A 22,271-nucleotide genomic window follows, 5' to 3' on the forward strand; every position below is an offset into this window, starting at 1 on the left:
GTGTTAACGGTGGGGAAACAGACGGCGGCGACGATCGGCATCGTGACGGAAACATCGCCCGCCGGATCGCCGCCCGCGCCGGCCGCGAGCGCGGTGGTCGTCGCGTCGACCCACGCCCGACATGTGTCCGAAATCACAGACGTGGGCGACGGTGTTCCTGATCTGCTCACGCTCCCGGCGGGGGCCCGGGTGTCGTACCGGATCACCCAGCGGTTCCGCTACGTCTACGACGGCCCGGCGAGCGATCTGGTGCACCGGCTCGTCGTGGTGCCGCCGCGCCGCCACGGCGACCAGACGGTCCGCGCCGACCGGCTGACCGTCTCGGCGCCCGGCGCGCGCGTCGGCTGGGGTCGCGGCGCCGACGGCACCCGGGTCGCGACGGTGCGCCTCGCGGAGGTGCCCAGCCAGCTCGACCTCGACGTCGACGTCCGTCTCGACCGAGTCCGCGGGGGTGCCCGGCCCTGGCTGCGGGCCACCGCGCTGACCGGGCGGCGGCTGCTGGCCCCCACCGTGCTGACCGCCCCGGACGCGGCGCTGAGCGCCGCCGCCCGGGCGCTCGCCACCGGCGATCCGATGCTCACGGCCCGCCGCTTCTGCGGCTGGGTGCACAGCCACGTCCGCTACGAGCCCGGCAGCACGGACGTCACGACCACCGCGGCCCAGGCGCTCGCCGGCGGCGCGGGGGTGTGCCAGGACCAGGCGCACGTGATGCTGGCGCTGTGCCGGGCGGCCGGGATGCCCGCCCGCTACGTGTCGGGGCACCTGGTCGGCGACGGGCCGTCCCACGCCTGGGTTGAGGTGATCATGCTCGCGGGTGCCGGCGACCGGGAGCCCGGCGTCGTCGCGGTCGCCTTCGACCCGTGTCACGACCGGCTCGCCGACCTGCGCTACGTCACGGTCGCGGTCGGGCGGGACTACGCGGACGTCGCGCCCACCTCGGGCGTGTACCGCGGGCTGGGACGAGGCACCCTGCACGCCGAGCAGCGGGTGGCGGTGGTCGGCGTGGACGCACTAGGAGACCGCGCGGCACGCGAGGCATCTGCCCACTCTTTGTGATAGAGCGATCACGCGCTACGTTGACGACGGCGGCGACGTCCGCTGTTGACAATTTCGGGTTATATGTTCGGCCGTTTCCATCGCAATGTGAGGGTCCCTCTGTCCCGGGCGGCCGACGCACGGGGGAGGAGGGCGGGGCGGGTGATGCCTGTCGACGCCGCCGCCGTCGTCGCCGGTCTGGCCGCGGCGCTGAGCTGTGCGAGGGCCGGGCGTCGTCTCGGCCGGGCGCGAGGCCGATGGCTCGGCTGGCTGGCGCTGGCGCTGTCGTCCTGGACGCTGGGGCAGACGGCCTGGGTGCTGCACCGCTGGGATGGGGCCGAGGCCGGCCGCCGGGTGATCTCCGAGGTCGGGTACCTCGTCGAGATCGGCCAGCTCGCCATGCCAGTGCTCGCGCTCGCCGCGCTCGCGGCCGTGCCGGCGAGCCGGGCCCGGCGCGCGCGGGCCCGGGCCGCCCCGGCGGCGGGGCTCGTCGTGCCGTTGCCGGCACCGGTGCCCGCGGCGGCGGCGGCCGCCGCCGCGGGGGCGGGCTGGGCGATCCGGCCCCGCCGGCCGCTGATCGCGCACGACGCGCTCGACGAGGTCATCGTGAGCGGTTCGCTGTGCCTGCTGGCCTGGTCCGGCGTCCTGGCCGGCCTCGGCGGTGCCGACGCGGGCGCCCACCCCGGCGCCGGGGCGGCCCGGCAGCTGGTCGCCGCCGCGCATCCCGTCGCCGTGCTGGTGCTGGCCCTCGCGGTCCTGCACGTCACGGGCTTTCGCCAGCCGGCCGACCTGCCCGCGGTCGTCGCCGCCGGCGCCGGGCTCGTATCCCTCGCGTTCGCCGGCCTCTGGTACGGCCGGATCGACTGGTCCGGCCCGGCCGGCGAGGGCGTCGCGCGGGCGGTCGGGCCGATGGCGGCGCCGGCCGCGGTGATGGGCGCGCTCCTGGTCGCCGCGGCCGCCCAGTGGGCCGGCAAGGCGGACGAGGATGCCGCGCCGGAGCGCGACCAGCGGCGCGCGGACCTCGCCGAGTGGGCCCGCGCCTGCGCCCCCCACCTCGCCGCCACGGCGGTGGCCGCCCTGCTGCTCGGCCGCTGCGGGCGCGCCGGCGCGCTGGATCCGGTCGAGATCGCGGCCGGGGTGGCGCTGGTGACCGCGATGCTCGCGCGCCAGATGGTCACGCTGCGGACCGGCCAGCGGCTCGTGACGGCGCTGGGGGAGGCCGAGCGCGAGGTACGGCACTGGGTCACCCACGATCCGCTCACCGAGCTCGCCAACCGGGGTCTTTTCCACCAGCGGCTGACCGACGCGCTGACGGCCAGCCGACGGGACGGACGCGACGTCGCCGTCCTGTACTGCGACCTCGACGACTTCCGCGTCATCAACGACAGCCTCGGCCACGCCGCCGGCGACCACCTCCTGCGCGCCGTCGGCCAGCGGCTGCGGCACTGCGTGCGCACGTCGGACACGGTCGCCCGGCTGGGCGCCGACGAGTTCGCCGTCCTGCTCGACGGCGGGCGGGAGCTGCCCGAGCAGGTGGCCGAGCGGGTGCTCGTCGCCCTGCGCCAGCCGGTGGCGGTCGGCGGCCACCACTGGCCCGTGCGCGCCAGCGTCGGGCTGGTCGTGGCCGGGCGGACCCAGGAGACGACCGAGGCCCTGCTGCGCCGCGCCGACACCGCGCTGCACGCGGCGAAGCAGACGGGCAAGAACCGGCTGGTCGTCTACCGGCCCGGCCTGAGCGCGACGCCCGGCGCCCAGCTCGTGGCGGGGACCCATCTCGCGGACGCGCTGGCGACGGCGCTGCGCCGCGGCGGCTGGTCGGCCGGCTTCGCCGTGCACTACCAGCCCATCGTGCGCCTTCGGGACCGCCGGCCGGTCGCCCTGGAGGCCCTCGCGCGGTGGACGGCCCCCGGGCGCGGGCCGGTGCCCCCCGGCACCTTCGTCGCCGCCGCCGAGAACAGCGGAATCGTCGGCACCCTCGACGACATGATCCTCAGTCAGGCCTGCGCGGAGATCGCGGTGGCCTACCCCGATCCGGGGCTTCGCCTGCACGTCAACGTGTCCGCGAGCCGGGTCGCGGACACGACCCTGCTGGACAGCGTGGCGCGGGCGCTGGCCGCGAGCCGGTTCGACCCGTCCCGCCTCGTCGTCGAGGTCACCGAGACCAGCCGGATCAGCGACCTGCACGGCGCGCGGGAGGTGCTCGAGGAGGTCCGCGCGCTGGGCGTCGCCGTCGCCCTCGACGACGTCGGTGCCGGCCACAGCACGCTGGCAGCCCTGCACCTGCTGCCGGTGGACGTGGTCAAGCTCGATCGGACCCTGCTCGAACCACCGCGGGAGGGCGGCCGGGTCGCCGCCATGCGCCGCTGGATGATCAGCATGGCGCACGACCTGGGCGCGGTGGTCGTCGCGGAGGGGATCGAGCAGGAGGGCCAGGTGGCCGAACTGGAGGAGCTCGGCTGCGAACTCGGCCAGGGGTACCACTTCGCGCGACCCGGGCCGCTGCCGGCGCCGCTGGTCGCGCGGTGGGCCGCGACGGAGGAGGAGGAGAGCGGTCCGGCGGCCCCGGGCGCGCAGGGCGAGGGCGCCGCCGGCCGGCGGATCGGGATGGCGGGCCGGTGGCCGCGAGCCGCCGGGCCGTCCGCCGCCGCGATCTGAGCCCGCACCCCGGCGGTCGGTCCGGTCAGTCCCGTCAGTCCCGTCGGTCTGGTCAGTCCCGTCGGTCCGGTCAGTCCGGCGTGGCGCCGTCGAGCGCGGCCGCGGTGGCGCTGCCCACGCCGAGCAGGCGGGCACGGTCGAGGTCCTCCACCGTGTCGACGTCGTGGCGCAGGCCGGGCACGGTGGCGCCCAGCGGGCCGGTGATGTCGACCGCGCCGGAGCGCCGGTGCGCCTCGCGGCTACGCGGCCCGAAGGACGGGTCCAGCGCGGCGCCCGCCGTGGCGGTGAGCAGGACGGTGCCGGTGCCGGCCGCGTCGGCGAGGACCGCGCGCGGATGCCTGCCGGCCTCGGCCAGCGCGCGGGCCAGCTCCTGCGTGCGCAGCGCCGGCAGATCGGCGGACAGCGCGGCCAGCGGGCGCCCCGGCCAGCGCTCGCCCGCCACCGTCGCGCCGTGCGCCAGCGCCGGATTGAGACCCTCGTCCGGCACGTCGGGCAGGACGACGAGCCGGGCCCGCACGGCCGGCGTCAGGGCTCGCTGGACCGCCGGTTCGTTGGTGATCACCATGACGACGGCCACCAGCTCACTCGCGGTGGTGAGCACGGCCGTGACGGTGTCGAGCGCCATGGCGAGCGCGAGCCGGCCACGGTCCGGACGCAGCAGCCGGGACTTCGCCCGCGCCAGGTTCTTCAGCGGCAGCAGCACCGTCCACGGCGCCTGACCCGGGGGGAATGACACGAACGCGACCATAGGCCATGGCGAGGCCGTTGCAGGCGTGCTGGACGGTCCTGGGGTGGGTGGCCGGGTTGGTCCTGAACGTATCGTCGGCGTCGTCAGGAGATCGCCGAGGGTGCGTCACGCGTCGCCCGGGCGCGTTCCCGGCGTCACGGCCGTGGCGATGTGCCTGGTGAGCGGCGCATCCATCGTCCTGCCCCGCGGGGCGGCGGTTACGGTCGACGGAGGGGCCGCGGCGCCCGGATCGCGGCGCCGGTCCCGCGAGGACCGACCGAAGGGAATGATCATCTTCATGACCGCCCGTGCCCGGAGGACCGCCGCGTGAGGCGGGTGGCGGTGCTCGCCGCCGGGTCCTGGGGCACCGTCTTCGCCAAGGTGCTCGCGGATGCCGGCGCCCGGGTCGACCTCGTCGCCAGGGACGCCGATGTCGTCAGGGCGATCAACGACCGGCACGTCAACCCGCGTTACCTGCCGTCGGTCCGTCTCCCGGACCAGGTCCGGGCGACCGTCGACCCGGCGCGGGCGCTCGCGCGCGCCCAGCTGGTCGTGCTGGCGGTGCCGTCGCAGGCGCTGCGGTCGGTGCTCGCCCCCTGGGCGGCGCTCGCCGCGCCCGACGCCATCTGGGTCAGCCTGATGAAGGGCGTCGAGGCGGCGAGCCGGCAGCGGATGAGCGAGGTCATCGCGGAGGTGGCCGGCGTCGACCGGGCGCGCATCGCGGTGGTCAGCGGGCCGAATCTGGCTCACGAGATCGCCGCCGAGCATCCGGCCGCGACCGTGGTGGCGAGCCCGTCGCCGCACACCGCGCGGGTCGTCCAGGCTGCCTGCTGGACGCCGTACTTCCGGCCCTACACCAACGCCGACGTGACCGGATGCGAGCTCGGGGGCGCGGTGAAGAACGTCATCGCGCTGGCCGCCGGCATGCTCGAGGGCATGGGGTTCGGGACGAACAGCCAGGCGTCCCTCATCACCCGCGGGCTGGCGGAGACCGTGCGCCTCGGCGTCGCGCTCGGCGCCGATCCGATGACCTTCGCGGGCCTCGCCGGTCTCGGTGACCTGGTGGCGACCTGCGGGTCGCCGCTGTCGCGCAACCGGACGTTCGGGGAGAAGCTCGGCCGGGGCCTCACCCTCGCCCAGGTGGAGGCCGAGCAGCGGCAGGTGGCCGAGGGGGTCCGGTCCTGCCGGCCGCTGCTCGCCATGGCCGAGCGGCACGGTGTGTCGATGCCGATCACCCGGCAGGTGGAGCGGGTCCTCTACGAGGGTCTGCCGCCGATGGAGGCGGTCAAGGACCTGATGAGCCGCGAGCCGGGGCCGGAGTACCGGCCGGTGTCCCAACCCACCGGGGCAGGCTCCTAGGGTCGCCCCGGTACTTAGCCCACCGGGGCGGGCTCGACCCGTGCCCCGATCGAGCGCAGCTTGCCGACCGGATCCTCGTAGCCGCGCTCCAGGAACCGGGTGCCGCGGATCACGCTGGTGCCCTCGGCCACCAGCGCCGCGAGCACGTAGGCGAAGCCGGCCCGCAGATCCGGGATCGCCAGGTCCCCGCCGGTCAGCGGCGTCGGCCCGCTCACGACCGCCGAGTGCTCGAAGTCGCGGGCGGCGAACCGGCAGGACTTCCCGCCCAGGCACAGCGTTGACAGGGCGATGTCCGCGCCCATCTCGGCGAGCTGGCGGGTGTAGCCGAACCGGTCCTCATAGATCGTCTCGTGCACGACCGAGGCGCCGCGCGCCTGGGTGAGCAGCACCACGAGCGGCTGCTGCCAGTCGGTCATGAAGCCGGGGTGCACGTCGGTCTGGACGTGCGCGGCGGTCAGCGGGCGGGACCGGAAGAACGTCATGCCCCGGGGCGTCACCTCGAACTCGCCGCCGAGGCGGCGCAGGTGGTTCAGGAACGTCATCAGATGCTCCTGGCGGGCGCCGACCACCTCCACCCGGCCGCCGGTGGCGACGGCGGCGGCCGCGAAGGAGGCGACCTCGATGCGGTCGTGGATCGGCGCGTGGGTGGCGCCCCGCAGATGGTCCACGCCCTGGACGACGATCGTCCGGTCCGCCTCGACGTCGACGAGCGCGCCCATCTGCTGCAGGAACAGGATGAGGTCGACGACCTCCGGCTCGACGGCGGCGTTCGAGATCACCGTGGTCCCCTGTGCCCGGACGGCGGCGAGCAGCAGGTTCTCCGTGGCGCCGACGCTCGGGAAGGGCAGCGCGACGTGGGTGCCCCTCAGCCCGAGCGTCTTCACCTGGACGGACCGCAGCTGCTCGACGATCTCCGCGCCCATCGCCCGCAGGCCCGCGAGGTGGAAGTCCACCGGGCGCTTGCCGATCCGGCAGCCACCGGGCAGCGGAATGACCGCCTCGCCGACGCGGTGCAACAGCGGGCCCATCATCAGGATCGGGATCCGGTTCACCCCGGAGTAGGCCTCGGACAGCGAGGCCTCGACGATCCGTTCGGTCGTCAGCCGGACGGTGTGGTCGTCCAGCCACTCGACGTGGGTGCCGAGCTCGGCCAGCATGCCCAGCACGACGTCGACCTCGGCGATGCGCGGCACCCGGGTCAGGGTGCACGGCTGCGGGGTCAGCAGCGTCGCGACCAGCAGCTTCGTGACCGAGTTCTTGGCGCCGGAGGCCTCGACCGAGCCGTGCAGCGGCTCGCCGCCCTCGATCCGGTACCACCGGTGGTCCGTGCCGCCCGGCGTCGTCGCTGCAGCGTTGGTCGCCCCCACGGGCTACCTCCCATGGCGATGGTGCGGATGCATCAGGTCACATGTGGCGGGCCGATTGAACCAGAAGTGCTAGCGGCGCGCGGGGCCGGACCGGCGGCGGCTACCTGCGGTGACGATAGCCGTGGTCCACCGGCCCGATGCCCGCGCCGAGGGGGAACCCGGCCGCCAGCGCGCCGCTGACGTAGTCCTTCGCGGCCTTCGCCGCCTGCTCCGGCGTGTCGCCCCAGGCGAGTCGGGAGGCGAGGGCGGAGGCCAGGGTGCAGCCGGTGCCATGGGTGTGCCGCCGGTCCAGGCGGGGACCGCGCAGCAGGAACCGCGAGGTGCCGTCGGTCAGCAGATCGACCGCGTCGCCGCGAAGATGCCCACCCTTGACGAGCACCCAGGCCGGGCCCAGCGCGAGCAGCGCCTCGGCGGCGCGCGGCAGGTCCGCGGCGTCGTGGACCTCGACGCCGGTCAGCAGCCGGACCTCGTCCAGGTTCGGTGTCACCACCGTCGCGCGGGGCAGCAGCTCGCGGCGCACGACGTCGACCGCGTCCGGGGCCAGCAGCGGGTCGCCGTGCTTCGAGACGCCCACCGGATCGACGACGACCGGTGCCCGGGTCCGGTCCAGCTCCCCGGCGACGAGCGCGACGAGCGCGGCCGAGGAAAGCATGCCGGTCTTGACCACGTCGACCCCGATGTCGTCGACGACCGCGCGGATCTGCCCGCGCACCGCCTCGGCCGGTAGATCCCACACGCCGTGGACGCCGACGGAGTTCTGCGCCGTCACGGCGACGATCGCGCTCATCCCGTGCACGCCGAACTCGAGCATCGTCTTCAGATCGGCCTGGATGCCCGCGCCGCCGCCCGAGTCCGAGCCGGCGATGGTCAGGGCGCGCGGCGGGGCACCGGCCGGTTCGTGGCAGGTCATCACGTGTCTCTCCGGTCTTCACAATCCGTAGCTGTGATCGTGGCTGCCATCACAATCGGGTACGAGAACGGGCCGTCGGGCCCCAGGATTGGGGACCGGACGAGCGCGCGGTGGTCGTCAATCGACCACCGCCGGCCGAGTCGAGGAAATTCCTCGGCCGCGGAGGCTCTCATCCGGCCCGTTTGCCTGTTACCTTCTGTCGGCCCGTAGTTCTGCTCGACGGGCTGTCGACGTCCGACGAGGGAGCGTCTGTGGTCCACGCGTACATCCTTATCCAGACCGAGGTCGGCAAGTCCGCGTCGGTTGCCAAGGAGATCGAGCAGATCCCCGGGGTCACCCAGGCCGAGGACGTGACCGGCCCCTACGACGTCATCGTGCGTGCCGAGGCGCCCACGGTGGACGATCTCGGCAAGATGGTCATGTCCAGGGTGCAGTCGGTCGACGGCATCACCCGGACACTGACCTGCCCCGTCGTCCATTTCTGACGGTCTGGTCCCGACCGGCGGCGATCGGCGTGATCGGGGCATCACGGTGCCAACCGGCGCCCACGACCGGCGGGGGCGAGCGACCGTCCGGGTGGGGGCGGTCCTCGCTCTGGCGGCGGGCGTCCTGCTCGCCGCCTGTGGCGGTCCCGGTCCGGTCCGGCTCACCGACGTCGCGGTGCCGGCGCCGTCGCAGCGGGCGTCGTGCGCCGCGCTCATCCAGGCGCTGCCCGCCTCGCTCGGCGACGGTCTCGACCGGCGCCGGCTCGACCCGCCGCAGACCAGCGCGGCCGCGTTCGGGCGCGGGCCGGTCGTCGTGTCCTGCGGGGCGGCCGGCGTCCCGGCCAGCTACCGGCCCGACTCCAGGCTGTCCGTGATCGACGACGTCGGCTGGTTCTCGGAGAAGGTGGGCGACGGCATGCGGTTCTCGACGCCGACCCGCTCGCCGCACATCGTGCTCACCATGCCCGCCGCCGCTCTGGAGGACGCGCAGCCCTTCGACGTGCTCGTCGGGGTGGCGGCCGCCGTGCGGGCGCACAGCCGGTCGACGACGGCCTGACGGCCTCGTCCCGCCATCCACGGCCTCGTCCCGGCCGCGTGGGCGGTGTCAGCGCAGCCCGGCGCCGTCGCGCAGGGCCAGGCGCACCAGCCGGTCGACCAGCGCCGGGTAGTCGACGCCGCTCGCCGCCCACATGCGCGGGAACATCGACATCGGGGTGAAGCCGGGCATCGTGTTCACCTCGTTGACGACGACCTCGTCCGCCGGGGTCAGGAACACGTCGACCCGGGCCAGGCCCGCGCAGTCGAGCGCCTCGAACGCGGTGACCGCCACCCGCTGGACGCGGTCGAGCGCCGCCGGGGACAGCCGGGCCGGCACGTCGAAGCGGGTCTGGTCGGAGGCGTACTTCGCGTCGAAGTCGTAGAAACCGCTCGGCGACGAGACGATGATCTCCGCGGGCAGGCTCGCCTGCGGGGAGGTGCCGTCGAGCCGCCCGAGCACGCCGCACTCGATCTCGCGGCCGACGACCGCCGCCTCGATCAGAACTTTGGGATCGCTCGCCCGCGCGGCCTTCACCGCGGTGTCGAGGTCGGCCCAGGCGTCCACGCGGCTGATGCCGATGCTGGAGCCGCCGCGGGCCGGTTTGACGAACACGGGCAGTCCGAGCCGCTCCTGGTCCGCCTCGGACAGGCTCTGGCCGGCACGGAGCACGGCGTACGGCCCGACGGGCAGGCCGGCGGCCCGCAGCAGCGACTTCATGTGCTGCTTGTCCATCGCGGCGGCGCTGGCGAACACGCCGGAACCCACATAGGGCAGACCGGCCATCTCGAGCAGCCCCTGCACGGTGCCGTCCTCACCGAACGGGCCGTGCAGCAGGGGGAACACGACGTCCACGTCACCAATCGAGTCCCGCACGGACGACGCGGCGTCCCGCGGGGCGAGGCGACGGCCTGTCGGGTCGGGCGCGAGGACGATCCGCTGCCCGGCCGACGCCTGAACCGACGGCAGCCCGTCACCCCGCGGGGTGAGGGCGTCGGCGTCGTCGGGTAGCAGGAGCCAGCGACCGTCCTGGTCGATGCCGATCGGGAGGACGTCGTAGGCGTCGCGATCAAGAGCACGCAGCACACTGTTGGCGGACACGCAGGAGATCGCGTGCTCGGTGCTGCGGCCGCCGAACAGGAGGCCGAGCCGGATCCGACCGGGGGTTCCTGCCATGCCGGAGGATGCTGCCATGCCGGGACCCTAACGGATGGGCCGGGGCCTCCGGCAGGGCTTCGCGCGGGACGGCGTCAGCCGCGGGTGACCTTGCCGGCCTTGAGGCAGGAGGTGCAGACGTTCATCCGACGCCGCGCGCCACCCACCACGCCGCGCACGGTCTGGATGTTGGGGTTCCAGCGACGGCGAGTGCGTCGGTGGGAGTGGGAGACCGACATACCGAAGCCCGGCCCCTTGCCGCAGACGTCGCACACCGAAGACACGAGAGACACTCCGTCGAAGTAGTAAGTCGAAGTAGTAGCTGGTCGCCCGCGAGCGTGTACTCATCCCGAAAGCGATGGTCGGGAGAACCCGCGTGGCGGAAACCATGCCGAGCGTACCTCAGCCGCCGTGCCACCGGATGGGCCGATGTGGTCCCGACCGTGGGGCGTGCGGTGATCGGGCCCGGAGAACGTCGGTGGGGCGGTGCAGTATCTGGAGTGTGGTCGACCTCGACACGCCCCTGACGACGCTGCTCGGCGCACGTGCCGCCGGCCTGCTGGCGGACGGCCTCGACCTGCGCCTGGTCGGCGACCTCCTCGGGCATCTGCCCCGCCGCTACCACGAACGCGGCGAGCTGACCGACCTCGCGGACCTGGTCGTCGGCGAGACCGTCACCGTCCAGGCCCGGGTGGAGAGGATCGAGCGGCGGCCGATGCGCGACCGGCGCCGGTCGATGCTGAAGGTGACGGTGACGGACGGCCGCCAGTCGCTGCCGCTCACCTTCTTCAACCAGACCTGGCGGGAGCGTGATCTGCGTCCTGGGACGACCGCCCTGTTCGCCGGGAAGGTCGACGAGTACCGCGGCCGCTGGCAGCTCACCAACCCCGAGGTCCAGCTCCTGGAGACGGACGCGGACGGCGACGATGCGGGGCAGGGGTTCGCGAACGCGCTGGTGCCGATCTATCCGGCCGCCGCGAAGGTGCCGAGCTGGACACTGGCGCGCTGCGTGCGCCTGGCGCTGGACTCGCTGGACCCCCTCGACGATCCGCTGCCGGGCCGGCTGCGCGCGCAGCACCGCCTGCCGGCGCTCGCGGACGCCTTCCGGCTGGTGCACCAGCCGGCCTCGAGGGCCGAGGCCGCCCGCGGCCGCAAGCGCCTGACCTGGGACGAGGCGCTGGTGCTCCAGGTGGCGCTCGCGCGGCGCCGCCGCGAGGTGCAGGCGCAGGCCACCACCGCGCGGGTCGCCGGTCCGGACGGCCTGCTCGCCGCCTTCGACGCCGCGCTGCCCTTCCCGCTCACCGCGGGCCAGCGCGAGGTCGGCGCCGCCATCGCCGCGGACATGGCCCGCCCGGTGCCGATGCATCGGCTGCTGCAGGGGGAGGTCGGCTCGGGCAAGACGGTCGTGGCCCTGCGTGCGATGCTCGCCGTGGTGGACGCGGGCGGTCAGGCGGTGCTGCTGGCGCCGACCGAGACCCTCGCGGCGCAGCATCACCGCAGCCTGCGGGAGATGCTGGGCGACCTGGCCCGCCCGGGGGAGCTCGGGGGAGACCCGCGCGCCACGGGAGTGGTCCTCGTCACGGGCTCGATGGGTGCCCGGGCGCGGCGCGAGGCGTTGGCATCCCTCGCGAGCGCAGCGGCAGGCCTGGTCGTGGGCACCCACGCGCTGCTGCACGAGGACGTCGTCTTCGCCGACCTCGGCCTGATCATCGTCGACGAGCAGCACCGCTTCGGCGTCGAGCAGCGCGACGCGCTGCGCGCTCGTGGCCGGCGCCCGCCGCATCTGCTGGTCATGACCGCGACCCCGATCCCGCGCACGGTCGCCATGACCGTCTTCGGTGATCTGGAGGTCTCCGAGCTCACCGAACTGCCGGCCGGGCGCGCCCCGGTGTCGACGTACGTGGTCCCGGCCGCCGTGCGGTCGTGGACCGATCGCATGTGGGGGCGGATCCGCGACGAGGTCGCCGCCGGTCGCCAGGCCTACGTGGTCTGCCCGCGGATCGGCGGCGAGGGCGCGGACGACGACGACCCGGCCGCGGCCGCGGACCTGGCGGACGGGGCGGACGCGCGCGGGGCGCACCCGGCGGCCACCGTGGTCGAGGTGCTGCCGAGGCTCGCCGAGGGAGAGCTCGCGGGCCTGCGGGTCGAGTCGCTGCACGGCCGGCTGGCGCCGGCGCGGCGGGAGACCGTGATGAACGACTTCGCCGCCGGAAAGACCGACGTCCTGGTGGCGACCACCGTCATCGAGGTCGGGGTGAACGTCCCGAACGCCACGGTGATGGTCGTGCTGGACGCGGATCGTTTCGGGGTGTCCCAGCTGCACCAACTCCGCGGCCGGGTGGGTCGCGGCACCGCCGCGGGCTGGTGCCTGCTGTACACGGCGGTCGACGAGGAGACCCCGGCCTGGCAACGGCTGGGCGCCGTCGCGGCGACCCGGGACGGGGCACAGCTCTCCCGGCTGGACCTGGAGCAGCGGCGGGAGGGCGACGTCCTGGGGGCGGCCCAGTCCGGGGGGCGCCGGTCGCTGCGGCTGCTGGCGCTGCTGCGGGACGAGGACCTCATCCGCCAGGCCCGGGTCGAGGCGGTCCGGATCGTCGAGGAGGATCCGGAGCTGACCGCTCATCCCGCTTTGCGGCGCCTGCTCGATGCCATGCTCGACGACACGAGCGCGGCCTTTCTGGAGAAGGGATGACCGACGTTCGATGACGCGCATCGTCGCCGGTAGTGCCGGCGGGCGACAACTGGTCGTTCCGCCGGGCAGGGCCACGCGCCCGACCTCGGACCGGGCCCGCGAGGGCCTTTTCAACAGTCTCGCCACCCTGGTGGATCTCGACGGCGCCCGCGTCGCCGATCTCTACGCGGGCTCCGGCGCGGTCGGGCTCGAGGCGCTGTCCCGGGGCGCGTCGCATGTGCTGCTGGTCGACCGCGATCCGGCGGCGATCCGCGCGCTGCGCCGGAACGTGACCATGCTGGGACTGCCGGGAGCGGAGATCCTCCAGTCGCCGGTAACGCGTGTGGTGCAGCACACGTCGGGGAATCCCTACGACGTGGTTTTCCTCGATCCGCCCTATGCGATGAGCGATGCCGAGGTCGGCGAGGTGCTGTCAATGCTCGCCGCCGGCGCGTGGCTGACTGCGGACGGTGTCTGTGTCGTCGAAAGGTCCCATCGATCGAGTCCGGTTGCATGGCCAGCTGGGTTGCGCGCTCTCCGTGACCGGAGGTACGGAGAGGGTGTCCTCTGGTACGGTATTCGATCATGAGGAGGGCAGCCTGTCCCGGTTCATTTGATCCGATCACCAACGGTCATCTCGACATCGTCATCAGGGCGAGCAAACTCTTTGATGAGGTCGTGGTCGCCGTCTCGATCAACAAGAACAAGGCGACCTTGTTCGCCATCGACGAGCGGATCGAGCTCATTCGGCAGGCGTTGCGAGATCATCCCGCTGCGCCGACAAATGTCGTGGTCGATTCGTCGCATGGGCTCGTCGTAGATTTCTGCCGTTCCCGAGGAATTCAGTCCATCGTCAAGGGGCTGCGGGCGGTGAGTGATTTCGACTACGAGCTGCAGATGGCCCAGATGAACAACTCGCTCGCTGGTGTGGAGACGCTCTTCATGAGCACGAATCCGCAATATGCTTTTCTGTCGTCGAGTCTGGTCAAGGAGGTCGCCCGCTACGGCGGTGACGTCTCCGGGCTCGTCCCCGACGTCGTGCTGAAGGCGCTGCGCGACCGCGGCGGCCAGTAGGGCGGGCGTGGCGGGGCCACGGCGGGCGGGTGCCGGCGGGGAGCGCGCCCGGCCGCCCGGTGGCGCGATCGGATAGGCTGGACGAGAGCCGTCGACTGACTGGGTTCGGATCCGTCCGACGCCCCTCGGTGAGCGGGCTCCGGGCGCTCGGATGAGCCGGGCTCCCGCGGATCCCCGCTCGCCAGCCGACGTCGACCGTGACCACATCCATGTAGGCCCCGCCATCGGCGGGCGTCCCGACTCGGACCAGACGTGAACGTGACTGCCGCCATGACCGGATCACAGCCCCGCCGCCGCACCCCCAAGGGCCCCCTGGTGCTCGACACCCGGGAACTTGGCCGGCGCCCGGGGTCCATGAGGCCTGTGCGTACCCAGGTCGAGCTCCCGGCCGACCTCGGCACGGAGATGATGTGGGTCGCCCCGGGCGCGACGGGCACGCTGGACCTGCGGCTCGAGTCGGTGATCGAGGGCGTCCTGGTCAGTGGCACCGTGGTCGCCCCGCTACAGGGGGAGTGCGCCCGCTGCCTCGAAGGCCTGAGCGACGTCGGCACGGTCGAGCTCCGTGAGCTGTTCTACTACCCTGACCGGGCGGCCGACATGTCGCAGGAGGACGAGGACGTCCGCGTTCTCGTCGACGACCACGCGGACCTCGCGCCGGTGGTGCGCGACGCCCTGGTCCTGGACCTGCCGCTGTCGCCCACCTGCCGGCCGGACTGCGCGGGCCTCTGCGTCGACTGCGGCGCCCGGCTGGACGACGTCGGGCCGGATCACTCGCACGCCCGTTCCGACCCTCGGTGGGCCGCCCTGTCCGGCTTGGCGCAGGACACTCCGACAGGAGCTGAGCAGGGTCCGCTGGACCCTGACGAGAACAAGGAGAAGGAATAGTGGCCGTCCCGAAACGGCGCACCTCGCGCAGCAACACCCGCTCCCGCCGTTCGCAGTGGAAGGCCGCCGTGCCGACCCTCGCGAAGTGCTCGCGTGGGCACGTGATCCGGCCGCACACCGTGTGCACGACGTGCGGCCGGTACAACGATCGTCAGGTGCTTGACGTCTGACCCGATGTGACCCGCATCGCCGTAGACCTGCTGGGGGAGGGGCTGCCCGCTGGACCCCTCCTCGAGGCGTTGCCCACCGCGCTGGACGCTGATCCACGCCTCGTGCTGATCCTCGTGGCGGCCGAGGGCGGCGTCGAGGACGACCTGGCCAGGTTGGGCATCGCCCCAGGCGAGCGAGTGCTGCTGCGGAGCGCGTCGCAGTCGGTCGACGGCGGTCCGCAGGCGCTGCGGGACGTGCGCGGGCGGCGCGGCGCGGGCGTCCGGGTCGCGGCCCGGCTCGTGCGCGACGGCGAGGCGGACGCCATGGTCTCCGTGGCGCCGGTCGAGTCCGTCCTCGCGGCCGCCCAGTTCACGTACGGCCTGCTACCCGGCGCGACGCGGGCGGTGCTCGCCTCGGTCGTCGGTGAGCGCGAGGCGGGTGTCGTCCTGTGTGACGCGGGGGGTGGCCCGTTCGGTACCGCTGACGAGTTCGCGCAGAGCGCGCTGCTCGGTGGTGCGTACGCGGCACTGCGCTTCTCCACCCGGGCGCCCAGGGTGGGCCTGCTGACCGCGCGGGTCGCGCTGGTGGACCCGCTGCGCGACGCCGCCGACGAGGCGCTGCGGACGCTCGACCTGGACTATCTCGGCCCGCGTACGCCTGATCTCGCCGTTGCGACGGCGGCCGGGCCGGGCCGGGAACTCGAGGTCGTGGTCACCGACGGCTACACCGGCGACATCGTGCTCTCGGTCATCCGGGCAGCGCTGGAACGGCGGCGCCCGCGCGGCGCGGCGGACAGGGGTACCGAGCTGGATCCGGCATGGGGAACACTGGAGGATCCTGAGGTGCGGGGGGGAACGATCGTGTTGGGGGTCGACGGCGTCGCGGTGCACGCCGACCGCGGCGAAGGAGGTTCCGTGGATGCCGGCGGCGACGGTCTGCTCGCGGCCCTGAGGGTCGCCTCGTTGGCCGTTCGGGGGGATCTGTGCTTGCACGCCCGGACGGCGCTGGCGACGCTCGTCGCCCGGCGGCGAGCCCGAGCCGGGCTGGTCGGATGACCCGCCAGCTGCCGCCGACGCCCCCGCGCGAGGGCCTGATCAAGGTCCTGGACGCCGACATCGACCAGGAGCTGCTTGATCGCGCGCTGACGCACCGCTCGTACGCGTACGAGAAGGGCGGCCTGCCGACCAACGAGCGGCTGGAGTTCCTCGGCGACGCCGTTCTCGGCCTCGTCGTCACCGCCGCCCTCTTCCTGCGCCATCCCGACCTGCCCGAGGGGCAGCTGGCCAAGCAGCGCGCCTCGGTGGTCAACATGCGCGCGCTCGCCGCGGTGGCCCGCGGGATCGGCCCGACCGGCCTCGGCCCCTACCTGCTGCTCGGCCGCGGCGAGGAGACGACCGGCGGCCGGGACAAGGCGAGCATCCTCGCCGACACCCTCGAGGCGATCATCGGCGCCGTCTACCTGTCGGCGGGGCTCGACGTGGCCTCCGACTTCGTCCACCGGCTGTTCGACCCGTTGCTGGACGAGGCCGCGGGCCGTGGCGCCGGCCTGGACTGGAAGACCTCGCTGCAGGAACAGACGGCGCTGCTCGCGCTCGGCCCGCCCGAGTACGTGGTCGCGGAGGCCGGTCCGGACCACGCCAAGCGGTTCACCGCCTTCGCGAGGATCGCCGGAGAGGCGCTCGGCGAGGGCGAGGGCGGTAGTAAGAAGGAGGCCGAGCAGCGGGCGGCCGCCGCCGCCTTCGCGGTGCTGGAGCGCCGAGCGTCGGCCGCGGCGCAGCAGGGTGACGCGGACGCGGCGGCGGGCGGCGCGCCGGCCGGTCCGGCGGTGAGCGGGACGGACGGTGCCGGCGCCGCCTCCGGCGTGCGGGAGCGTGGCGGCGACGTGCCGGCTGCCTGACCGGGGCCTGGCGTTCGTCGTCGGCGGTCATCATGCCTGAGCTTCCCGAGGTGGAGGTCGTTCGGCGCGGGCTCGAGCGCGGGGTCGTCGGGCGGGTGATCCGTGAGGTCGAGGTGTCCCACCCCCGGGCGGTGCGCCGGCATGTGGCGGGAGCGGCGGACTTCCGATCCCTGCTGGTCGGCCGGCGCATCATCGCGGCGAACCGGCGCGGCAAGTACCTCTGGCTCGCGCTGTGCCCGGAGCCGGCGGCCGGTGAGCACACGTCGACCGGCGCCGGGGACGCGCTGATCGCCCACCTCGGCATGAGTGGGCAGCTCCTGGTGGTGCCGTCGGGGTCACCGGATCAGAAACATCTGCGGGTGCGGTTCGTCTTCGCCGATGAGGGCCGTGAGCTGCGCTTCGTCGACCAGCGCACCTTCGGCGGCCTCGCGATCGACGTCGGCGGCGCGCAGCTGCCCGCGCCGATCGCCCACATCGCCCGCGATCCGCTCGACCCCGCGTTCGACGAGGACGCCGTGATCGGGCGCCTGCGCCGGCGGCGCACTGGCATCAAGCGGGCGCTGCTGGACCAGACGCTGCTCAGCGGGGTCGGCAACATCTACGCGGACGAGGCCCTGTGGGCGGCGCGGCTGCACTACGCCCGGCCGACCGAGACCATGAACCGGCCGGAGATCCGCCGCCTGCTGGTGGAGGTCCGTGCGGTCATGGCCGCCGCGCTCGACGCGGGCGGCACCTCCTTCGACCGGCTCTACGTCTCCACGGAGGGGGTCAGCGGGCTGTTCGAGCGCTCGCTCGAGGTCTACGGCCGCGCCGGTCAGCCGTGCGGCCGGTGCGGCGGCACCATCCGGCGCGACGCGTTCATGAACCGCTCCAGCTTCACCTGCCCGATCTGCCAGCCTCCACCCCGCCACCCCAGGTGGTAGCATTCGATCACACGTTCGACAGCTACCCTCCTCCCGAGGGCGTGCGGGCGGGCGTGGCGCTCGTGGCGGCGGAGGGAGCCCGTCCGCCGCGGGTGAGGGATGTTGTCGCCTTGTCCGGGGCCGAGTTCGGGATCTTCCCTGCTCGGCGAGGCATCGCCGAGAGTGCCGGGTCGCGTTGTGGCCATCCGGCACAAGAGGGATGGAGGCGCCCCATGAATCCGGACGCGTTGCTCGGCCGGGTGCGCAAGCTGCTCGCCATGGCGGAGGGCGAGGGTCTGACCGAGGCGGCCCGAGAGGCCTACAACACCAAGGCAGCCGAGCTCATCGCCCAGTACGGGATCGACCGGGCGCTGCTGGAGGCGGCCGAGCCGCGGCGGGCGGCGGCGGATCTCGTGGTGACGGTCGAGTCGCCTTACGCCCGCGACAAGATCTCGCTGCTCGCGAGCGTCGCCACGCCCCTGGGCTGCCGGCTCGTGCACCGCACCATGCGCCGGGCGCAGGGGGTCGAGCACTCCGCGCACCTGTTCGGTATGGACGCGGACATCCAGCGCGTGCAGCTGTTGTTCACCTCGCTGCTGGTACAGCAGGTGTACGGACTGGCCGCGGTGCGACCGCCGCGATGCGAGGACCCGCGGGCGTACCGGCGGTCGTGGATGGCCGGCTTCGCGCTCGCGGTCGCGGAGCGTCTGACAAAGGCGGAGTGGACGGCGCGGGAGCGGGCGCAGGCGCGGCAGCGGGCGGAACCGGCCGAGGAGCCCGGCGGTCCGTCGGTGGCCGTCGTCCTCGCGGATCGCAGCCGGCGGGTGGACGCGCACATGGCCACCGTCTATCCGCGGCTGCGGACCCCCCGGGCCCGGCAGCTGTCGGGAAGTGGCGGGCGGGAGGGATACCAGGCCGGCGAGCGAGCCGATCTCGGTTACGACAACCGGATCTCCAGCCGGGTCTCACCGGCGATCGGCTCGCGGGGATGATGGACAGCCTGCCGGGCTACAGCTTTCCGCCCGGCAGGTTCGGAACCGCGGTCTGCGTGGGGCCGGCGGTTCGCGGTGGTGCGTAGCCAGGGCCGATGATCTTGTCCTGGTCGTCGACCGGCCCCGGCGTCACATGGCGATCGCCCTCGACGCTCGCATGCGGCACCGGTAGCGAACCGCCCTCCTGATGAAAGTCCTGACCGCAACCACTGAGTACGAGCGCCGACCCGAGGGCGGCGCCGACGAGCGCCACGACGGTGGGCTTCCGGCGCGAGCGTGGCTGGTTCGGCCGCGAGCGCTGAAGGCCCACCGGCCGCCGGGACCCGCCCGGCTGGCCCGCCATGTCTGGGAATGATGAGGTGTCCACGATGGCCAGTACCCTACCTCGCTGATGAGTGAAGGACCCGTGATGCAGACGCAGGTTGGCACGACCGTGGTCCGGTTCACCGCCGTGGTCGTCGGGAGAGTTCAGCGGGTCGGTTTTCGCGACTACGTGCGTACTCGGGCGCGACGGCTGGGACTGGTCGGATCCGCCACCAATCTGCCGGATGGTGCGGTCGAGGTGATTGCGGAAGGCGACGAGTCCGCGTGTCGGGATCTGGCCCGGCTACTCGTGACAGGTCACACTCCTGGGTGGACCGACCGTGTGCAGCTGGTGTGGCGTAGCGCACAGGGCGATCTGGCTGACTTCCGCCGGAAGTGACCGCTTGTCGACGGTGTGCACGCGGCCCTGTCATCAGGATGACGGTCAAGTTTTTGTGTGTTCCCCAGATCGACCGGGGGGCATGTGGCATGCTCTTGACTTTCGGTCACCCGGCGTGGGATCCTGGAGTCATTGTTGGGGGCGCACTCTGATCTGTTTGGATCTTGTGTTGTCCGACGCCCACTAGGTCACTCATCGTGGAGGACCATTACCATGGCGAAGGCCCTTTTCGGCCACGTCGGTTCCGGCAGCGACCTGCGTCTCTCTTACGAGGTGCGCCGGCTCCGTGCCCGAGTCGCGGAGCTTGAGGCAGAGCTGACTCGAGTACGTGAGGTCAACGAGGCACTGGTCGGGGGTGTCGACGTGCCGGAGGATGTCCGGGCGCTCGACGCCGAGCCGGCCTACAGCTGAGCTGAGGGTTGCGGTGGGGTGTCGCGCGCACTGCGGGCCCCGCTAGGCCGGTCCCGAATTCCTGTATTTCGTCTCTATTTGCGCGCGTTGTCACCCTAGCTCTGGGTAATCATCCTCTATTCTTGGGTGATCGATTCATCCCTGGGGGGTGTTTCACGTTCTCGTGTGGACGCACGTTCGCGCGTGCCTCCATTGAGGCGTGGTGCTGACGCGTGAGATTCGGCGGTTCGCCCAGGTGGTGGATTGGCCGAACGGTGCGTCTCGGAGTCGCGGCGTTGGCGGAGTGTGGTCGTATGACCGCGCTCCGCTGCTCGATAGTATGTGGACGTCCCTCGTCGGTGGGCAGCGCTGCTGATCATCCGCCGCACGTCCCCTGCTGACCGCTGCTCCGGAGACCGGTGCACCTCAAGAACCTGACCCTGCGGGGCTTCAAGTCCTTCGCCAGCTCGACGTCGTTACACCTCGAGCCGGGAATCACCTGTGTGGTCGGGCCGAACGGGTCCGGTAAGAGCAATGTGGTCGATGCCATCGCCTGGGTGCTCGGGGAGCAGGGGGCCAAGGCGCTGCGCGGCGGCACCATGTCCGACGTCATCTTCGCAGGCACGCCCGCGCGCCCCGCGCTCGGCCGTGCCGAGGTGCTGCTGACGATCGACAACTCGGACGGCGCGTTGCCGATCGAGTACACGGAGGTCACGGTCGGCCGGCTGCTCTTCCGCAGCGGCGAGAGTGAATACACGATCAATGGCACCGGTTGCCGGCTCCTCGACATTCAGGAGCTGATGAGCGATTCCGGAATCGGCCGCGAACTCCACGTCATCGTCGGGCAGGGTCAGCTCGATGCCGTTCTCCATGCCCGGCCGGAGGATCGGCGAGCATTCGTCGAGGAGGCGGCCGGCGTTCTCAAGCATCGCAAGCGCAAGGAGAAGGCGCTGCGCAAGCTCGAGGCGATGGCGGCGAATCTCACCCGTCTGACCGATCTGTCCGCAGAACTGCGCCGCCAGCTCGGCCCGCTCGGGCGCCAGGCCGAGATCGCCCGCAAGGCCGGTGCCATCCAGGCGTCCCTGCGTGACGCGCGGCTGCGGCTGCTCGCCGACGACCTGCACACCGCGCGCACGGCCATGGCGACCGATGCCGCCGACGAGCAGGTCCTTCGCCGCCGCCTCACCGAGACCGAGGCGGCCCACGCCACGGCGGCCCAGCGCGAGGAACGCCTGCAGACAGAGCTCGCCGAGATCGTTCCTCGTACCACCGAGACCCAGCGGACCTGGTACGCGATCGCCTCCCTGCGCGAGCGGTTGCTGGGCACCCGCTCGCTCGCCACCGAGCGGGCCCGGTTGCTGCGCACGGCCTCCGACGAGCTGCGCGGCCGGCGCGATCCGGAGGAGCTCGAGCAGGAGGCAACCGCCGTTCGTGAGCAGGAGGTGGCTCTCGCCGAGCGGCTGGAGATCGACCGGGAGCGGCTCGAGCAGGTCGTGGCGCGCCGCGGTGACCTCGAGGAGGCGCTCGCGAGCGAGGAGCGGGAGCTGATCGCCGCCGCCCGCGCCGCCTCGTCCCGGCGGGAGGAGATCGCCCGACTAGCCGGCCAGGTGGAGGCGGCCCGGTCGCGCGCGAGCGGCGCCGAGCAGGAGATCGTCCGTGCCACCGAGGCGCTGACGGCCGCCAGCGAGCGTGCCACCGAGACCGCTGAGTCGCGCTCCGCGCTGGACGACGAGCTGCGGCGGATGGAGGACGCCCGGACGGAACTCGCCGAGCGGCACAGTGCCGCGGTGGCGGTGCACGCCACCGCGGTGGACCGGCTGGAGACGCTGCGCGCCCAGGAGCGTTCCGCGGAGCGCGACCGCGCGTCCTGGGCCGCCCGTCACGACGCGCTGGTGCTCTCGCTGTCCCCGGCGGATGGCGTCGCCGCCCTGCTGGAGGCGTCGCGGCGGACCGAGGCCGGCGCGGCCGGCGAGCCCGTCGAGGTGTCCCCGACGGCGCCGCACGATCCGGCGGCCGGGCCCGGCGGGGGCGGCGTGGGGCGCCCTGGCGGCAAGGGACGTCGGCAGCGCGCCGGCGGCGGCCGGGAGACCGGGTCCGCGACCGCCGGCACCGCCGCCGCGCGGCCGGCGCCACCACCGCTGGACGCCGCCTTCACCCCCCTTGGCCGGCTCTCCGGCGTCCTGACCGTGCGCGACGGCGCGCAGGCCGCCATCGCGGCGGCCCTCGGGCCCGCGGCGGATGCCCTGCTGGTGGCCTCCCCGGCGCAGGTTCTGATCGCGTTCACCTGGCTGCGGGATGCCGATGCCGGCCGGGCCGCCCTGGTCCTGGCGGCCGGGCCTGCCGGGCCTGCCGGGCCGGGTGGCTCGGGGAGCGCGGCGG

The 22,271-nt window shown here is 73.4% G+C and carries 23 protein-coding genes; 17 read left to right on the forward strand and 6 right to left on the reverse strand.

Features of this window, described 5'->3' with window-relative positions; all coding sequences use genetic code 11:
* Positions 1–42 precede the first annotated feature (42 nt).
* Together C1A33_RS02240 and C1A33_RS02245 are read left to right on the forward strand one after the other, a co-directional pair.
* On the forward strand, positions 43–1,056 hold the full coding sequence (locus C1A33_RS02240; RefSeq protein ID WP_423748026.1) for a transglutaminase family protein: 1,014 nt from the start codon (positions 43–45) through the stop codon (positions 1,054–1,056).
* Between the two features lie 144 nt (positions 1,057–1,200).
* Complete coding sequence (locus C1A33_RS02245) at positions 1,201–3,690, forward strand: putative bifunctional diguanylate cyclase/phosphodiesterase (protein ID WP_101829880.1); 2,490 nt, start codon at positions 1,201–1,203, stop codon at positions 3,688–3,690.
* A gap of 70 nt (positions 3,691–3,760) precedes the next feature.
* On the opposite strand, the gene cofC is transcribed toward C1A33_RS02245, so the two are convergent.
* The gene (cofC, locus tag C1A33_RS02250) at positions 3,761–4,426 is read right to left on the reverse strand and encodes a 2-phospho-L-lactate guanylyltransferase (RefSeq protein ID WP_243407088.1); all 666 of its coding nucleotides are present in this window, start codon (positions 4,424–4,426) and stop codon (positions 3,761–3,763) included.
* Positions 4,427–4,744: 318 nt separating this feature from the next.
* Between cofC and C1A33_RS02260 the strand changes: the two genes are divergently transcribed.
* Positions 4,745–5,776 carry an NAD(P)H-dependent glycerol-3-phosphate dehydrogenase gene (locus C1A33_RS02260; RefSeq protein ID WP_207770114.1) on the forward strand — a complete coding sequence of 344 codons (1,032 nt, stop codon included), beginning with the start codon at positions 4,745–4,747 and terminating at the stop codon, positions 5,774–5,776.
* 14 nt (positions 5,777–5,790) lie between these two features.
* Here the strand turns inward: C1A33_RS02260 and murA are convergent, their stop codons facing one another.
* Together murA and thiD are read right to left on the reverse strand one after the other, a co-directional pair.
* Positions 5,791–7,143 (reverse strand): UDP-N-acetylglucosamine 1-carboxyvinyltransferase, encoded by a 1,353-nt coding sequence (gene murA, locus C1A33_RS02265; RefSeq protein ID WP_101829858.1) that lies wholly within the window; start codon positions 7,141–7,143, stop codon positions 5,791–5,793.
* A 100-nt stretch (positions 7,144–7,243) separates the two neighbouring features.
* Entirely contained in the window at positions 7,244–8,053 is an 810-nt protein-coding gene (gene thiD, locus C1A33_RS02270; RefSeq protein ID WP_101829859.1) for a bifunctional hydroxymethylpyrimidine kinase/phosphomethylpyrimidine kinase, read from the reverse strand.
* 251 nt (positions 8,054–8,304) lie between these two features.
* Between thiD and C1A33_RS02275 the strand changes: the two genes are divergently transcribed.
* A complete protein-coding gene (locus C1A33_RS02275; protein ID WP_009742309.1) occupies positions 8,305–8,538 on the forward strand; it encodes an Lrp/AsnC family transcriptional regulator in 234 nt (77 codons plus the stop codon).
* A 46-nt stretch (positions 8,539–8,584) separates the two neighbouring features.
* Positions 8,585–9,094 carry a DUF3515 family protein gene (locus C1A33_RS02280; protein WP_243407089.1) on the forward strand — a complete coding sequence of 170 codons (510 nt, stop codon included), beginning with the start codon at positions 8,585–8,587 and terminating at the stop codon, positions 9,092–9,094.
* Between the two features lie 48 nt (positions 9,095–9,142).
* On the opposite strand, the gene C1A33_RS02285 is transcribed toward C1A33_RS02280, so the two are convergent.
* The gene (locus C1A33_RS02285; protein ID WP_101829861.1) at positions 9,143–10,249 is read right to left on the reverse strand and encodes a D-alanine--D-alanine ligase family protein; all 1,107 of its coding nucleotides are present in this window, start codon (positions 10,247–10,249) and stop codon (positions 9,143–9,145) included.
* Between the two features lie 74 nt (positions 10,250–10,323).
* Positions 10,324–10,512, reverse strand: coding sequence for a 50S ribosomal protein L28 (gene rpmB / locus C1A33_RS02290; protein WP_101829862.1), 189 nt, complete (start codon positions 10,510–10,512; stop codon positions 10,324–10,326).
* 218 nt (positions 10,513–10,730) lie between these two features.
* Between rpmB and recG the strand changes: the two genes are divergently transcribed.
* The 9 genes from recG (at position 10,731) to C1A33_RS02335 (ending at position 18,799) form a co-directional block, all read left to right on the forward strand.
* A complete protein-coding gene (gene recG / locus C1A33_RS02295; protein WP_101829863.1) occupies positions 10,731–12,920 on the forward strand; it encodes an ATP-dependent DNA helicase RecG in 2,190 nt (729 codons plus the stop codon).
* 10 nt (positions 12,921–12,930) lie between these two features.
* A complete protein-coding gene (rsmD, locus tag C1A33_RS02300) occupies positions 12,931–13,488 on the forward strand; it encodes a 16S rRNA (guanine(966)-N(2))-methyltransferase RsmD (RefSeq protein ID WP_101829864.1) in 558 nt (185 codons plus the stop codon).
* Positions 13,485–13,973 carry a pantetheine-phosphate adenylyltransferase gene (coaD, locus tag C1A33_RS02305; RefSeq protein ID WP_101829865.1) on the forward strand — a complete coding sequence of 163 codons (489 nt, stop codon included), beginning with the start codon at positions 13,485–13,487 and terminating at the stop codon, positions 13,971–13,973. Before rsmD ends, coaD begins: the two co-directional genes overlap by 4 nt.
* A 270-nt stretch (positions 13,974–14,243) precedes the next feature.
* Positions 14,244–14,858, forward strand: a complete 615-nt coding sequence (locus C1A33_RS02310) for a YceD family protein (RefSeq protein WP_101829866.1) — start codon at positions 14,244–14,246, stop codon at positions 14,856–14,858.
* Positions 14,858–15,028, forward strand: coding sequence for a 50S ribosomal protein L32 (gene rpmF / locus C1A33_RS02315; protein ID WP_101829867.1), 171 nt, complete (start codon positions 14,858–14,860; stop codon positions 15,026–15,028). Before C1A33_RS02310 ends, rpmF begins: the two co-directional genes overlap by 1 nt.
* A gap of 6 nt (positions 15,029–15,034) precedes the next feature.
* On the forward strand, positions 15,035–16,063 hold the full coding sequence (locus C1A33_RS02320) for a phosphate acetyl/acyltransferase (RefSeq protein ID WP_101829868.1): 1,029 nt from the start codon (positions 15,035–15,037) through the stop codon (positions 16,061–16,063).
* Positions 16,060–16,905, forward strand: coding sequence for a ribonuclease III (gene rnc / locus C1A33_RS02325; protein WP_101829869.1), 846 nt, complete (start codon positions 16,060–16,062; stop codon positions 16,903–16,905). Before C1A33_RS02320 ends, rnc begins: the two co-directional genes overlap by 4 nt.
* A gap of 32 nt (positions 16,906–16,937) precedes the next feature.
* The gene (mutM, locus tag C1A33_RS02330) at positions 16,938–17,828 is read left to right on the forward strand and encodes a bifunctional DNA-formamidopyrimidine glycosylase/DNA-(apurinic or apyrimidinic site) lyase (protein ID WP_101829870.1); all 891 of its coding nucleotides are present in this window, start codon (positions 16,938–16,940) and stop codon (positions 17,826–17,828) included.
* 212 nt (positions 17,829–18,040) lie between these two features.
* Positions 18,041–18,799: a DUF2786 domain-containing protein gene (locus C1A33_RS02335; protein ID WP_101829871.1), complete on the forward strand. Its 759-nt coding sequence runs from the start codon at positions 18,041–18,043 to the stop codon at positions 18,797–18,799.
* A 16-nt stretch (positions 18,800–18,815) separates the two neighbouring features.
* Here the strand turns inward: C1A33_RS02335 and C1A33_RS02340 are convergent, their stop codons facing one another.
* Entirely contained in the window at positions 18,816–19,052 is a 237-nt protein-coding gene (locus C1A33_RS02340) for a hypothetical protein (protein WP_101829882.1), read from the reverse strand.
* Positions 19,053–19,208: 156 nt separating this feature from the next.
* Between C1A33_RS02340 and C1A33_RS02345 the strand changes: the two genes are divergently transcribed.
* The 3 genes from C1A33_RS02345 to C1A33_RS02355 all read left to right on the forward strand — a co-directional run.
* The gene (locus C1A33_RS02345; RefSeq protein WP_243407090.1) at positions 19,209–19,502 is read left to right on the forward strand and encodes an acylphosphatase; all 294 of its coding nucleotides are present in this window, start codon (positions 19,209–19,211) and stop codon (positions 19,500–19,502) included.
* Positions 19,503–19,715: 213 nt separating this feature from the next.
* Positions 19,716–19,913, forward strand: a complete 198-nt coding sequence (locus tag C1A33_RS02350; protein ID WP_011606869.1) for a hypothetical protein — start codon at positions 19,716–19,718, stop codon at positions 19,911–19,913.
* Positions 19,914–20,311: 398 nt separating this feature from the next.
* Positions 20,312–22,271 (forward strand): chromosome segregation SMC family protein (locus C1A33_RS02355; protein WP_165818191.1); only part of this gene is annotated, 1,960 nt, incomplete at its 3' end.

The organism is Frankia canadensis, assembly GCF_900197875.1.
Classification (GTDB): domain Bacteria; phylum Actinomycetota; class Actinomycetes; order Frankiales; family Frankiaceae; genus Frankia; species Frankia canadensis.